12 protein-coding genes, 2 pseudogenes and 1 other annotated feature are annotated in these 14326 nt (G+C 58.5%); of the genes and pseudogenes, 7 read left to right on the top strand and 7 right to left on the bottom strand.

All coding sequences use genetic code 11. The features are described from left to right. Positions 1-11: 11 nt before the first annotated feature. On the top strand, positions 12-395 hold the full coding sequence (locus tag RZS32_RS14870) for a DUF4177 domain-containing protein (protein WP_317057741.1): 384 nt from the start codon (positions 12-14) through the stop codon (positions 393-395). 146 nt (positions 396-541) lie between these two features. Continuing rightward, positions 542-1165 (top strand): J domain-containing protein, encoded by a 624-nt coding sequence (locus RZS32_RS14865; protein WP_317057740.1) that lies wholly within the window; start codon positions 542-544, stop codon positions 1163-1165. A 6-nt stretch (positions 1166-1171) separates the two neighbouring features. Here the strand turns inward: RZS32_RS14865 and msrB are convergent, their stop codons facing one another. The 4 genes from msrB to RZS32_RS14845 all read right to left on the bottom strand — a co-directional run bounded on the left by msrB (position 1172) and on the right by RZS32_RS14845 (position 3673). Next, the gene (gene msrB, locus RZS32_RS14860) at positions 1172-1645 is read right to left on the bottom strand and encodes a peptide-methionine (R)-S-oxide reductase MsrB (RefSeq protein ID WP_317057739.1); all 474 of its coding nucleotides are present in this window, start codon (positions 1643-1645) and stop codon (positions 1172-1174) included. A gap of 130 nt (positions 1646-1775) precedes the next feature. Further along, positions 1776-2333 (bottom strand): fasciclin domain-containing protein, encoded by a 558-nt coding sequence (locus tag RZS32_RS14855; RefSeq protein WP_317057738.1) that lies wholly within the window; start codon positions 2331-2333, stop codon positions 1776-1778. Positions 2334-2438: 105 nt separating this feature from the next. Continuing rightward, on the bottom strand, positions 2439-3131 hold the full coding sequence (locus RZS32_RS14850; RefSeq protein ID WP_317057737.1) for an anti-sigma factor: 693 nt from the start codon (positions 3129-3131) through the stop codon (positions 2439-2441). Continuing rightward, a complete protein-coding gene (locus tag RZS32_RS14845; protein ID WP_317057736.1) occupies positions 3128-3673 on the bottom strand; it encodes a sigma-70 family RNA polymerase sigma factor in 546 nt (181 codons plus the stop codon). The genes RZS32_RS14850 and RZS32_RS14845 overlap by 4 nt, the downstream gene beginning before the upstream one ends. A gap of 143 nt (positions 3674-3816) precedes the next feature. Here RZS32_RS14845 and cobS point away from each other — a divergent pair, with 143 nt between their 5' ends. Then, a complete protein-coding gene (gene cobS / locus RZS32_RS14840) occupies positions 3817-4803 on the top strand; it encodes a cobaltochelatase subunit CobS (protein ID WP_317057735.1) in 987 nt (328 codons plus the stop codon). 16 nt (positions 4804-4819) lie between these two features. On the opposite strand, the gene RZS32_RS14835 is transcribed toward cobS, so the two are convergent. Then, entirely contained in the window at positions 4820-5071 is a 252-nt protein-coding gene (locus tag RZS32_RS14835; protein ID WP_317057734.1) for a hypothetical protein, read from the bottom strand. A gap of 82 nt (positions 5072-5153) precedes the next feature. Here RZS32_RS14835 and cobT point away from each other — a divergent pair, with 82 nt between their 5' ends. The 3 genes and pseudogenes from cobT to RZS32_RS14820 all read left to right on the top strand — a co-directional run bounded on the left by cobT (position 5154) and on the right by RZS32_RS14820 (position 9435). Beyond that, positions 5154-7031: a cobaltochelatase subunit CobT gene (gene cobT, locus RZS32_RS14830; RefSeq protein ID WP_317057733.1), complete on the top strand. Its 1878-nt coding sequence runs from the start codon at positions 5154-5156 to the stop codon at positions 7029-7031. Between the two features lie 182 nt (positions 7032-7213). After that, a pseudogene (locus RZS32_RS14825) lies at positions 7214-9029 on the top strand (aminopeptidase P family protein). A 65-nt stretch (positions 9030-9094) separates the two neighbouring features. Beyond that, positions 9095-9435: pseudogene (locus tag RZS32_RS14820) on the top strand (DUF427 domain-containing protein). A gap of 173 nt (positions 9436-9608) precedes the next feature. On the opposite strand, the gene RZS32_RS14815 reads toward RZS32_RS14820, so the two are convergent. After that, positions 9609-10837, bottom strand: a protein-coding gene (locus RZS32_RS14815) for an IS3 family transposase (protein WP_422395913.1) whose coding sequence is annotated in 2 segments (ribosomal slippage) — positions 9609-10543 and positions 10543-10837 — 1230 coding nt in all. Because the reading frame shifts where the segments join, the coding sequence is not laid out codon by codon here. Beyond that, positions 10434-10550, bottom strand: a sequence feature (AL1L pseudoknot). Its footprint overlaps the gene before it by 117 nt. Positions 10838-11035: 198 nt before the next feature. Further along, positions 11036-12412, bottom strand: a complete 1377-nt coding sequence (locus tag RZS32_RS14810) for an FAD-binding oxidoreductase (RefSeq protein ID WP_317057730.1) — start codon at positions 12410-12412, stop codon at positions 11036-11038. 89 nt (positions 12413-12501) lie between these two features. On the opposite strand from RZS32_RS14810, the gene RZS32_RS14805 reads away from it, so the two are divergent. Further along, positions 12502-14214, top strand: a complete 1713-nt coding sequence (locus tag RZS32_RS14805; protein ID WP_317057729.1) for a chloride channel protein — start codon at positions 12502-12504, stop codon at positions 14212-14214. The last annotated feature ends 112 nt before the right edge of the window (positions 14215-14326 follow it).

Here is a 14326-nt window from a genome sequence, read left to right as displayed (position 1 = left end):
AGGCGTTTTTTATGTACGAATACAAGGTCATTCCCGCTCCCGCGAAGGGCAAGAAAAAACGTGGTGTCAAAGGAGCGGAGGCCAGATTTGCCCATGCTCTGGAAACTGCGATGAATGAACTGGCGGCAGACGGCTGGGAGTTTCAACGCGCCGATATTCTGCCCAGCGAAGAACGCCAGGGTCTGACGTCGACGCAGACCATCTATCGCAGTGTGCTGGTATTCCGCCGACTGACCGAAGCAGATGCGCTAGAAGCCTTGGTCGAGGCGCGGGCGGACGAAGAGGATGTCCACGAAGCTCATGAAAACGAGACCGAACGGGACGAACCAGTTGACGAGGTCGACACCTCTGAAGATGTCGTAGAAACAGACGAACCAGAGATCGAAAAGGCCTAAGTGCCCAAAAAAGTAGCAGTTAAGACCGGCAAAGCATTGCCAAAGCCAATCTCCAAACGAATTCACGGAAAAATTTCTGCCAAGACCCCTTCTAATCGCCTGCCAATGACATAAACTCTCTGCTCCGAGTCACCTAGGTTAGACACATGCCCAAAGAAGATCCTTTCGGATTCGACATGTCCGTCTCTTCAGCCAAGAAGAAGAACCCCCGCGGTCGCAGGGGCATGTCTGGTGCGTCCGAAACATCAACTCGGATATGCGACTTTGACGGATGCAACGAGCCGGGCAAGTATCGTGCGCCCAAGGCGCCCGATGTGTTGGATGACTTTTTTTGGTTCTGCAAAGATCATGTGCGCGAATACAATCTGCGATGGAACTTCTTTAACGGCACCACCGAGGCGGAAATCAACGCTCAGATGTCGTCTGACAAGGTATGGGAGCGCCAGACGAAACCAATGTCAGACCCCGAGGCCCGCGCCTGGGCGCGTTTGGGTATCGAAGACCCGCATCAGGTTCTGGGCGGCAATGCGACGCAAAACCCAGGCAAAAACCGAGGGGGCCAACGCAAGCTACCGCCGACCGAACGCCGTGCCGTTGAAATTCTTGAGGCCAAGGACAATTGGACCAAAGCCGAAATTCGCAAGGCTTACAAAGCGCTGATCAAGGTGCTTCACCCTGACATCAACGGCGGCGATCGAAGCCAGGAAGAACAGTTGCAACAAGTGGTCTGGGCCTGGGACCAGATCAAGCAAAGCCGGAATTTCAAGTAAGCCGACTTACGCAGCAGGCCTGAATACCAAACTCACCCCGTTGATGCAGTGCCGCTCGCCGGTTGGCTCTGGCCCGTCGTCGAAGATGTGTCCAAGGTGACTGCCGCAGCGGCGACAATGGCACTCGGTGCGCGTGATAAACCATGACCGGTCCGGTTTGGTGCCGATGGCATCCGGCATTGCCTGCCACCAGCTCGGCCAGCCTGTTTCGCTGTCATATTTGTGCTCAGACGCATAGAGCGCAAGATCACAGCCCCGACAGTGATATGTTCCCGGATCGTACACCTTGTTGAGCGGTGAGCTGAATTTGCGCTCAGTCTCTTCTTCACGCATCACAAGGTATTCCAATTCGGTCAGCATCGCACGCCACTCGGCCTCCGTACGGGTGATTTCAAACGCGTCCTCTGCGGCGGTGGCGCGGTAGCCAGAAAGGCCGAAGCTCCCAGACAGAACACTAAGAATGAACGCCCGTCGTTGCATATTTCTCTCCGTTTTAGCGACTTATGGGTAAGTTGCGGGGCAGGCATGGTGGTCCATGTCTCCCTCCTGCCCCGCGCGCCCCGGGGGACAGATGGTGCGCCTGTTGCACTTCTCTCCGGGGTGTCACTCGTCACTTGGCTGGGAGAATAACCTGATCGACCACATGGATAACGCCGTTGGATTGCTGCACGTCGGCGATGGTCACCGAGATCATGCGCCCCTGCTCGTCCTCAAGCATGATCGCATCACCATTATACGTGGCGTTGAGCATGCAACCGCCCAAAGTCGGCACCACATGGCTGCCGCCATCATCGTCAATCATGCCTTTGATCGCTGCGCTCATCGCATCTGCGGCCACAACATGACAGGTCAGGACCTGCGTCAGTTGCTCTTTGGCCTCCGGCTTCAAGAGCGCATCCACCGTGCCTTCGGGCAAAGCAGCAAAGGCATCATTTGTCGGCGCGAAAACCGTAAATGGACCTTCGCCCATCAAGGTATCGACTAAATCAGCAGCCTTGACAGCGGCCACAAGCGTAGTGTGGTCCGCAGAATTCACCGCGTTCTCGATGATATTCTTGGACGCATACATAGGCGCCCCACCTACCTCTGGGTTGCCCGCAAAGGCGGCAGACGCCGTGATGGCTAAGTACACCGCAGCAGTCGCGGCTATGGTTTTCAGATCGAACATTTGGGTTTCTCCTCTTTTGACCCGACGCCAAGCCAATTGCCTGACCACGACAGCAGTCACGCGGGCGAAAGGAGAAAGTTTCACCTTAGTGCGATTTTTTTGAAATCAGACCTCCGACAGCGGTGCTACAGCCAGCACATCGCCAGTCGGTGCGCCAGTGGGAGACCCACCTAAAGGTTCATCGGAAATTGCCAATACACCACCTTCAAGCGAGGCCGCTAATTCAGGCGTCACAGGAACACGCGTCGCATCATCTTCAGGCAACACACCAAGCGAGACTGGTGGATTTTCCCCAGCGATGAGCCAAAGCTCCAAGGCGCGGCCAGAGCGCGCCTCACCTTGCTCTCGCTTGATATAAAGCTCTGAGGTCTCGGCGTCATACCCCGCATGCACGACCAAAGCGCCATCGTCCGAGGCCATATCAGCGATGTAAACAGGGTTTGCAGGTGGCGACACACCTTGGCCGGGCAAATCCACAGTCAGGAAAAGCGCCGCGACCAACGCCGCAAGCGCCACAGCACCCAGACCAAACCGTCTCATCCAATTGCCCCGTTGTGGCTCCGCATCCGGGAACAATTGCGCTTTGATCTTGGCGCGCACCCGTGCAGGCGGCGTTTCCTCGGGAATATCCTCTGCCATCGCCGCAAAATTCTCGGCCCATTGCGCATAGGCCGTGCGCAACGCAGGCTCAGAGGCCAGGCGCGCTTCAAACGCTGCCGCCTCCTCAGCAGACATGAGGCCCAGCGCGTATTCTGCGGCCAGGGCCTGATCGTCGTCTTTGTCTGCGTCTGCGCTCATCGCGACAGGCACTCCCTTAGTTTCAACAGGCTGCGCCGCAGCCAGGTTCGCATCGTATTGATCGACACATCATACCGTTCCGCCAAGTCTGCATAGCTGTCACCTTCAAGATAGGCGGCCTGCACCGCCTCTGCACGATCCGGTTCCAGCTCGGACATACAGCCCATCAAGCGCGCCCGCTCTCCGGCCTGCACCGCCAGCACCTCTGGCCCGGGTCCAGCATCAGGCACCGTGTTGATAACCGTCTCTGACAAAGCCTCGGCGCCACCTTTGCGCCGCCGCAACGCATCAATGGCCGCATTTCGAGCAATCGTGATCACCCAGGTCATTGGACTAAATCCGCCCGCGGCGTAACGGTCCGACTTTTGCCAGATTTTGACATATACTTCCTGCAGCACCTCCTCAGCCTCAGCGCGAGTCTTCAAGATACGCAAAACAATGCCAAAAAGTTTCGACGAGGTCGCAGCATAAAGCGCATCAAATGCAGCCCGGTCTCCCAGAGCGCATTTGGCAATCAGTGTTTCAAGCTCTTTGCGATCCATTCTTAGCTTCCGCGCCTTGCCTGTAGAAACCTAGGGCGCATCGCGGGGAGCGGCCAGTAAATCTTTCCCTTTCCCTTGCCCTTCCGAGCGATATGTTGCACAGCGAGACGCAGCGAACAGACGATGATTGAAGGACGAGGCAAATGGCCGACGGCACCATGGACCGCGATGTGAAACCGACCGAGGAAATCTCGGTCCGTGACATGTTTGGGATTGATACAGACATGACCGTTAAGGGCTTTGCAGAGGCCACGGATCGCGTGCCTGAGATTGACAGCACGTATAAGTTCGACCCCGACACGACCTTGGCCATTCTGGCTGGTTTTTCTCACAACCGCCGTGTGATGGTCCAGGGATATCACGGGACGGGCAAATCGACTCATATCGAGCAGATTGCTGCACGTCTCAAATGGCCTGCCGTTCGGGTGAATCTCGACAGCCACATCAGCCGGATCGACCTGATCGGCAAGGATGCGATCAAGCTGCGCGATGGCAAGCAGGTCACTGAATTCCATGAGGGCATATTGCCCTGGGCGCTTCGCAATCCCGTGGCGATTGTGTTCGACGAATATGACGCGGGCCGTGCCGATGTGATGTTCGTCATCCAGCGCGTGCTGGAACATGACGGCAAGCTGACACTGCTTGACCAGAACGAGATCATCACGCCCCACCCCTGTTTCCGCCTTTTTGCCACGGCCAACACCGTCGGTCTGGGCGACACGACCGGGCTCTATCACGGTGTGCAGCAAATCAACCAGGCACAGATGGACCGGTGGAGCCTTGTGGCGACGCTAAACTACCTGAGCCATGACGCCGAAACGGCGATTGTCATCGCCAAGAACCCTGTGATGAACACCGAGGCCGGACGCAAGACCATTGGTCAGATGGTGACGGTCGCGGACCTAACGCGCACGGCCTTTATGAATGGTGATCTCAGTACCGTTATGAGCCCGCGTACCGTGATCAACTGGGCCCAGAACGCGCATATCTTCCGGGATGTCGGCTATGCTTTCCGACTGACATTTATGAACAAATGCGATGAGCTGGAGCGCCAGACCGTGGCGGAGTTTTATCAGCGCTGTTTTGACGAGGAACTGCCGGAAAGTGCTGCGAGCACAAGTTTGGGGTAAGGACGTGGGCGAAGCACTAGGTCTTTTGAAGGTCGCTGACAGCTGTTTCAAGGGCTTCCAGACGCTGATCATGCCCACCCATATTGCCCGCAAGCATTGTACCTATGTATGTGAGCCCGTCGATGCGCAGGTTTACTTCATCAAAGCGCTCATCCACTTTTGCAAAGCCGTCTTTCATCTCTTTGCGCATCTCGCGCACCAGCTGGACTGTGTGATTTTCCGTGTTGTCCGCCATCAGGACACCTCGTCTTTCAAGAAAGATAGTCATCCGTCCGGACCATTGCAAACCTACACTTAATACTTGATTAACAACTGGACTTCACCCCAACCCGCCTCCATTTTCCAAAGCTATGACCAAACCCATCGACAACCCTGCTGATCCGTTCAAGAAAGCGCTCGCCGAGGCCACAAAGGTTCTCGCCGATGATGCTGAACTGAGCGTGACTTACTCCGTCGATCCTGCCGGGTTGTCAGGCGATACAATGCGCTTGCCGCAGGTGAGCCGCCGGATGACCCGTGATGAGGTTTTGCAAGCGCGCGGCACGGCCGATGCGCTGGCCATGCGGCACAAGTATCATGATGAAGGTCTGCACAGCCGCTATTGCCCTCCCGGCGAGATGGCACGCGATCTGTATGAGGCGATGGAAACCGCCCGCTGCGAGGCGATGGGCGCGCGCGACATGCCGGGCACGCATAGCAATATCGACGCCAAAATCGGCGCCGAGGCGTTGCGCAAGGGCTATGATCAGATCAAGGATGCCTCAGAGGCACCTTTGGCCACGGCCGCGGGCTATCTGATCCGGCATCTGGCCACGGGACGAGACCTTCCGGAAGGGGCGGCCAACGTCATGGAGCTGTGGCAAGGTTTTATCGAGGATCAAGCGGGCGGTACACTTGATGATCTGCAGGCAAAGCTTTCGGATCAAACGGAATTTGCACGATTTGCGCGTCAGATTATTGATGATCTGGGCTATGGGGATCAGCTTGGCGATGATCCTGACTCGATGGATGACGAGCAGGAAAACGAGGCCGAGCAAGAGACCGAACAGGATGACGAGCCGGAAAGCACCGGCGACGATGACAGCGACGAGTCCGAGGCAGATGCCGACCCTGAGCAAAGCCAGGAAGATCAGCAAGACGAAGCCCAGGCCCAGGTCAGCATGGATGACATGGCTGACGAGGAAATGGGCGATGAGACCGAGATGCCCGAAGGCGAGGCACCGCTAGAGCCGCCTCCGCCGCAGCCCATCTCGGACGCTGATCCCGACTATGCCGTCTATAACATTGGTTTTGATGAAGAAATCCATGCCGAAGACCTGGCGGAACCCGTCGAACTGGAACGTCTGCGCGCCTATCTCGACCAACAGTTAGAGCCGCTCAAGGGCGCGGTAAGCCGTCTGGCCAACAAGCTGCAACGTCGCCTTCAGGCGCAGCAGAACCGCTCGTGGGAGTTTGACCGCGAAGAGGGCATTCTGGATGCTGGCCGCCTGGCGCGCGTGGTGGCCAACCCCACCACGCCATTGAGCTTCAAAGTGGAGAAAGACACCGAGTTCCGCGACACAGTGGTCACGCTCCTTCTGGACAATTCAGGCTCGATGCGCGGACGACCGATTTCCATCGCCGCCATCTGCGCAGATGTGCTATCGCGCACGCTGGAACGCTGCAACGTGAAGGTCGAGGTTCTGGGCTTCACAACGCGCGCCTGGAAAGGCGGGCAAAGCCGCGAAGCATGGCTCAACGAGGGCCGTCCGCAACTGCCCGGACGTCTGAACGACTTGCGTCACATCATCTACAAATCCGCCGACGCACCGATGCGCCGGACCCGCACCAATCTGGGCCTGATGATGAAAGAAGGTCTGCTCAAGGAAAACATCGACGGCGAGGCGCTGGAATGGGCGCACAGACGTCTGGTGAACCGCCGCGAGGCGCGCAAAATTCTGATGGTGATCTCAGATGGCGCGCCGGTGGACGATTCAACTTTGTCCGTTAACCCCGCGAATTATCTGGAAAAACACCTGCGCGATGTGATCACTATGGTGGAAAAGCGCCGGCAAGTCGAACTCTTGGCGATTGGCATAGGCCATGACGTAACGCGCTACTATCAGCGCGCCGTTACGATCACTGACGCGGATCAACTGGCCGGTGCGATGACCGAACAGCTGGCCGCCCTCTTTGACAGCGATCCACGTGCGCGGGCTCGTGTGATGGGCATGCGCAAGGCGAGTTAAAAGCGCTCCGAGTGTCGGAGATGAGAAAAACGACGCCCACACCTGTAGGCCGGGGTTCACCCCGGTATTTCAATCAAGTCGCAGGCTGAAACCCGCCCGACCGGCCTTCGTCTCTGCCCCTTCCATTCAAAACCCCCGTTGATCTGACAGTGCTGCTTGTCTAGCACTAGGGCATGACCCAAATGCCTGACACCGTTTTTCAATCCTTCGTTGAAACCGCCTCGCCTGACCAAGGGCCACAAAGGCTTGCGCAACTGCGCGACGTGATGCGTGGCGAGGGTCTGGACGGGTTCATGATCCCGCGCGCCGATGCGCATCAGGGCGAGTATGTGGCCCCGTGTGATGATCGTTTGGCCTATGTCACAGGTTTCACAGGCTCCGCGGGATTTTGCATTGCGCTCATGGACCGTGCAGGTGTTTTCGTCGATGGCCGCTACCGCACGCAGGTGCGGGCGCAAGTGGACACAAAGCACTTCGCGCCGGTGAACTGGCCCGAGACGAAGCCGGCCGACTGGCTAAAAGACGCTTTGCCCAACGGCGGCAAGGTGGGATTTGACCCCTGGCTCTACACGCCCGAGCAATTGGAGGCGATTGAAAAGGGTCTAGTAGACAGCGGCATTACTCTTGTCGCGACAGGCAACCTTGTGGATCGCATCTGGCCGGATCGCCCGGCACCGCCACAAGGGGCCGTGCGGGTCTATCCCGACGCATTGGCCGGGAAAACCCATACCGAAAAGCGCAGCGAACTGGCCAAGGCTTTAAACGAAGCGGGTCACAAGGCGGCGGTCATTACGCTCACGGATCTCGCTGGCCTGGCTTTTGAACATTCGCGGCAGTGACATTCCCCGCAACCCAGTGGCGCATGGCTTTGCCATTCTGAAAGACAACAGCAAGGTGGCGCTGTTCATCGACCCGGCAAAGCTGAATGACGAGGTACGGGCGCATCTGGGCAACGACGTTGAAATTGCGCCACCTGATGGTTTTACCAAGGCGCTTTCCACCCTCGCCGGTCCTGTGCGCATAGACAAATCCAGCGCGCCAAAGGCGGTTCTGGACGCGCTGGTCGACGCTGATGTGGCGCATGTGTTTGGCGATGACCCCTGCGTTCTGCCCAAGGCGCGCAAGACCAAGGCCGAGATTGCGGCGACCACCGAGGCGCATCTGCGTGACGCCGCCGCGATGTGCACCTTCCTGAGTTGGTTTGACACGCAAGCGCCGGGCACGATCACCGAAATCGACGTGGTGCGCAAACTTGAGGCGTGCAGGCGCGACACCGGCCAACTTTTGGATATCAGTTTCGAGACCATCGCAGGTTCGGGCCCCCATGGCGCCCTGCCCCATTACCGCGTCTCCGAGACCAGCAATCGCACACTGCAGGAGGGCGAGCTTTTGGTGCTCGACAGCGGCGGGCAGTATGAAGACGGCACCACCGACATCACCCGCACGCTTCCTATTGGAACACCGGGTGAAGACGAACGCGCCGCCTATACCCGTGTTCTGCAAGGCATGATTGCCATGAGCCGCCTGCGCTGGCCAAAGGGGCTGGCGGGCCGTGATCTGGACGCCATTGCCCGCTTCCCACTCTGGACCGCCGGGCAAGACTATGACCACGGCACAGGTCACGGCGTTGGCGTGCATCTGTGCGTGCATGAAGGACCGCAGCGGCTCTCGCGGGTCTCCTCCGTGCCCTTTGAGCCGGGAATGATCGTCTCCAACGAGCCGGGCTACTACCGGGAAGGCGCGTTTGGCATTCGTATCGAGAACATTGTTTACGTGACCGAGGCCCCACCCCTGCCCGGCGCGGATGCCCGTGATTTCCTGGCCTTTGAGACGCTGAATTTCGTGCCCATCGACACTCGATTGATCAACGCAGGTTGGCTGAGCCGGGAAGAACGTGACTGGCTCAATGCCTATCACACCGCCTGTCGGGAAAAGGTCGCACCGCGCGTCACCGGTGCTGTGCGCGAATGGCTTCTGGCGGCGACCGAACCGCTATGACATAGTTCTGTGACACCGATGGGTGACAACAGACCAAGACACGCACGACCGGGGAAGGAAAACGCATGACAAAGATCACGATCACCAAGGCACCAGGCACCTGGAGCGTCCGCGCCGGCGGCGCTGTTTTGGGGAATCCAAAGACGCGCTGGTGCTGAGTGAAGGCAATTTGCCGGACGTGATCTATTTCCCGCGCAGTGATATCGCCATGGCGTTTCTGGATGCCACCGATCACAGCAGCCACTGCCCGCATAAGGGCGATGCGAGCTATTTTTCCATCGTCACCAAAAGCGAGACGATTGAGAACGCCGCGTGGAGCTACGAGGCCCCCAAGGACGACGTGGCACGGATCAAAGACCACCTGGCGTTTGATGCCAGCGACAAGGTGACCGTGGAGGAAATTTGAGGGCACCGCCCCAAGGAATGACGGCTGTTTGGGACGGAGCGGACGTTAAGTTCAGCCGTGCCAGCGACGGACCGGGGGACGGCGCGTCTGCCCATAGGTCTAGAGCACTTGATGCCCGCCAAGCACATCCACTGAACCGCCCCGGTTTTGCCGGAGACTGTTGAGTTCGTATTTCAAGCTGCGATTTTGTTTGATTTCAAGGCTTGTTCGTATTTCTCCTCCGCTTCGATTGGTGTGATGTAGCCGAGAGGTTCGAGCAAGCGTTCCCTATTGAACCAATCGACCCATTGCAGGGTTTCCCATTCGACCTGATCTTTGGACTTCCATGGCCCCAGCCTGTTGATGACTTCCGTTTTGAACAGGCCGATGATTGTCTCAGCCAGTGCATTGTCATAGCTGTCGCCGACGCTGCCGACGGATGGTTCCAATCCTGCATCGACCAAACGCTCTGTGTACTTGATCGATACATATTGCGATCCGCGATCTGAATGATGGATCAGTTTCTCAGCAGGTCTGCGCGCATGGATCGCCTGTTCGAGCGCATCCAAGACAAACTGCGTGTCCTGTGTTGTCGATGCTTTCCAGCCGACGATCCGGTTGGCGAAGGTATCAATGACAAAGCCCACGTAGACGAAGCCCCGCCAGGTGGACACAAACGTGAAGTCGGACACCCAAAGCTCGTTTGGCATCGCAGCCCGGAACTGGCGATTAACCTTGTCCAGTGGGCATTGATCGGCAGGCTGACCATAGGTGGTTTTGACCTTCTTGCCCCGCCGAACGCCTTGAATACCAAGCTGGCGCATCAAGCGTTCAACCGTGCAGCGGGCGATATCGATCCTCTCGCGCTTCATTGCATGCCACAGTTTACGTGCGCCGTAGACTGATCTGTTCTTCTCCCAAACGTCTTTCATCTCTTTGCGCAGATACGCATCCCGCTTGGCGCGATCCGATGCACGGTCAGGTTCGCGTTCAACGGCCAGATGCTCGTAGAAAGTCGACGGGGCAATCTGCAGAACACGGCACATCGGCTCGACCCCATGCACGCTTCGGTGCTCCTTGATGAAGGCAATCATTTGCGGAATGGGCGGTCGAGCTCCGCCTGTGCAAAATAAGCAGATGCCTTTTTGAGGATCTCATTGGCCTGACGCAGTTGCCGGTTCTCGCGTTCAAGTTCCTTGATGCGTTCCCTCTCAACCGTCGTCAGACCATCACGCTTACCCGTGTCTGTCTCATGTTGTTTGACCCAGATGCGCAGGCTGTCCCTGCTGCATCCAACCTTCTGAGAAATCGACAAGATTGCTGCCGATCTGCTCGCATATTCTGCCTCGTGATCCAAAACCATCCGCACCGCTCGGGCGCGCAGTTCCTCTGGATAACGTGTTCCGTTCTTCGTCTTTCCCATAACCCAGTATCCTTACTTCTGGGTCTCCGGCAAACAAGGGGCGGTTCACCACAGAATAATCGACGCGAATATGTCAGCCAAAGCGACGGCCCATCGGGCCGGTCCGTCGCTGGCACGGCGGGCCTACGGCCCTTGATTCCGTGCCTTTCGGGGCAATGAAGCTCTGTTTCCGTTGAGCTCAAGAACCCGGCACACCCCTCAATTCCTCGGCGGTACCAGTTTCCCCGGGTTCATGATGTTATCCGGATCCAGCGCCGTTTTAATCGCCCCCATCATCGCCCAGCCTGCCCCATGCTCGCGCTCCATGTAGCGGCGTTTGCCGATGCCGATGCCGTGCTCGCCTGTGGCGGTGCCGCCCATGGAAAGGGCTAAGTCCACCAGTCGCTCGGAGGCCTCCAGGACGCGCGCGCGCTCCTCCGCGTTCGCTTCATCAAAGAGCAAACAGGCATGGAAATTCCCGTCCCCCACATGGCCCAGGATTGGCCCCTCGATATCCGAGCTTTGCAAATCCGCGCGGCACGCCTCTACAGCCTCGGCCAGACGCGAGATCGGCACGCAGATATCCGTCACCAGACAGCGCGCGCCGGGGCGGCTGGCGAGGATCGCGTGATAGGCATTGTGACGCATGGACCAGAGCGCCGTGCGGTCCTCAGGCTTTGCGGCCCATTGAAATCCTGAGCCGCCGAAATCCTGCGCCAAGTCGCCAAAAATCTCTGCTTGCTCGGCGACCGCACTTTCCGAGCCGTGGAATTCCAAAAGCAAATGCGGCTTTTCGACCAAATCTGATCCGGCATAAGCGTTCACAGCCCGCACGCTGTCGACATCCATCAGCTCAATGCGCGCCATGGGCACGCCCATCTGAATAGTCGCAATCACTGTCTCAACTGCTTGCGGCACATCCTCAAAGGCACAGACCGCCGCCGAGGTCGCCTCGGGGATACCATGCAGGCGCAGAGTCAGTTCCGTAATTAGGCCCAGCGTGCCCTCGGACCCCACCAAAAGCCCAGTCAGATCATAACCCGATGAGGACTTGCGTGCCCGTGTCCCGGTGCGCAGAACCTCGCCTTTGGCTGTCACAACCTCAAGCCCCAGAACATTGTCGCGCATCGTGCCGTATCTCACCGCGGTTGTCCCGCTCGCCCGGGTTGAGGCCATCCCGCCCAGCGAGGCATTGGCCCCGGGATCGACCGGAAAGAACAGCCCCGTGGCGCGCAGTTCTTCGTTGAGCGCCTCGCGGGTGACACCTGGCTGCACGCGCACGAACATATCGCCTTGGGATACCTCAAGAATCTGGTTCATATGCTGAAAATCCACCGTCACGCCACCTTCTGGGGCCTGGCTCTGCCCCTCCAGAGAGGTGCCAGTTCCAAACCCGATAACCGGGCAACGATGCCTCGCGCAAATTTCAACGATCTGCGCAACGTCTTCCGTGGTCTTGGGAAAGGCCACTGCATCCGGCGGTGTCAGAGGAAAATGCGTCTCACTGGCCCCGTGCAACTCCAGATCGGACTTGGACCGGCTGAGCCGTTGGCCTAAGAGAGAAGACAATTCACCGATTGCGTCCTGGATGCCCATGAGTCTTTTCCCCCGATACACGCGCAGCGCCACATTAGGCCAAGTGTCATTTGGGGGAAAGTGGACGTGCACAGAGGCAGCATGCGCTCATGACCCCCGATCCGCAACCCCCTGCCCGTGACCCCCTGCGAGGTTTCCTGCGCAGCCGTTGGCGCGCGGTCAAGGGCAGCAGCAAAGCGGGGTTGAAAGCCTTGCGCAAGCAAGGGCCAAGCCAGATCCAGTTCTGGTTTATCGCTCTGGCCATAGGGATTGCCGCCGGGTTTGCCGCCCTGCTCTTTCGCAAAGGCATCACGGCGCTGCAGCAACTGGTTTACGGTGTCGAAGACATCACCATGATCCATAGCTTTGCGCAGTCGCTGCCATGGTACTGGCTGGTGCTGATCCCGACCATAGGCGGCCTGATCGTCGGGATTATCCTGCACAACTTCACGCCCGATGCGCGTGTGCGCTCAGTGGCGGATGTAATCGAAGGTGCCGCGCTACATGACGGGCGGGTAGAAATGCGCGCCGGGCTTGCCTCGGCGCTGGCCTCGATGATCACGCTGGGCACGGGTGGCTCATCTGGCCGCGAGGGGCCAGTGGTGCATATGGCCGGGGTCATCTCCACCTGGGTCAGCAACCGCATTCATGCCAACGGGATCACCGGGCGGGACCTTTTGGGCTGTGCCGTGGCCGCTGCCGTTTCGGCCTCATTCAACGCCCCCATCGCGGGCGCGCTTTTCGCGCTGGAAGTGGTGCTGCGCCACTTTGCCCTGCACGCATTCGCCCCCATCGTGATTGCTTCTGTCGCAGGCACCGTGATCAACAGGTTGGAATTCGGCGACGTGACAGAATTCATGCTGCCCACCGCCTCGGCGCTGGAGTTCTACGTGGAACTACCGGCCTTTCTGCTGTTGGGCTTGCTCTGCGGGCTGGTAGCCACGGCGCTCATGCACGCCATTTTCTTTGCCGATGATTGGGCCAGTGCTGTGCAAGTGCGCAGCCGCCTGCCCCGCTGGCTTCGCCCTGCGGTGGCCGGTTTGCTTCTGGGCGTGATCGCCATTTGGTTCCCGCATATCATCGGCGTCGGATATGAGACGACCTCAGCCGCCCTCACCGGGCAGCTTTTGCTGCATGAGGTTGTTGTCTTTACCATTGTGAAGGTCGCCGCCGTGGCCATCACCATTGGTGGGCGCATGGGTGGTGGGGTGTTTTCCCCTTCGCTCATGGTGGGGGCGTTGACGGGGCTGGCCTTTGGTATCGTCGCCACCTCGATCCTGCCCGACATCTCTGGGGCCAGCACGCTCTACGCTTTGGCTGGAATGGGGGCTGTCGCCGCCGCAGTCCTTGGCGCACCGATTTCCACCACGCTAATCGTGTTTGAGCTGACCGGAGACTGGCAAACCGGCCTTGCAGTGATGGTTGCCGTCTCGATGTCCACGGCGCTCAGCGCACGGCTGGTCAAACGCTCGTTCTTCCTGACGCAAATTGAGCGACGTGGCATTCACCTTGCCGCCGGTCCGCACGCGTATCTCTTGTCGATGTATCGCGTCTCAAAAGTGATGCAGTCGATGGAAGACGCCAAGGCAATTGATCCCGACACCTGTTGGGCCAAGATCGAGGAAGGGCTTTACATCGATGCCAACGCGACACTGGAAACTGCGATGCCCATCTTTGACCGGTCTGCCACGCCGTTCCTGCCCGTGGTCAGCCTGACCGGCGAGGATGCCAAGCCCGAGCTGCGCGGCGTTTTGTTCCATGTTGATGCGCTCAAGGCCTACAATCGCGGCATGGCGGCGGTGTCTGAGGAAGAGCACAGCTAAAGCCACGGTCTGTTTGCCAAGCGGGCAATTTATTTTCCGACAAAAATAATCAAGATATCGCTTGCATCTTTGTGCGCACTTGGCTTACCTGACAAATATAGTTGGATTTAGC

It is taken from the genome of Roseovarius sp. W115 (assembly GCF_032842945.2).
GTDB classification, from domain to species: domain Bacteria; phylum Pseudomonadota; class Alphaproteobacteria; order Rhodobacterales; family Rhodobacteraceae; genus Roseovarius; species Roseovarius rhodophyticola.
This window is presented reverse-complemented; position numbering and strand designations above follow the sequence as displayed.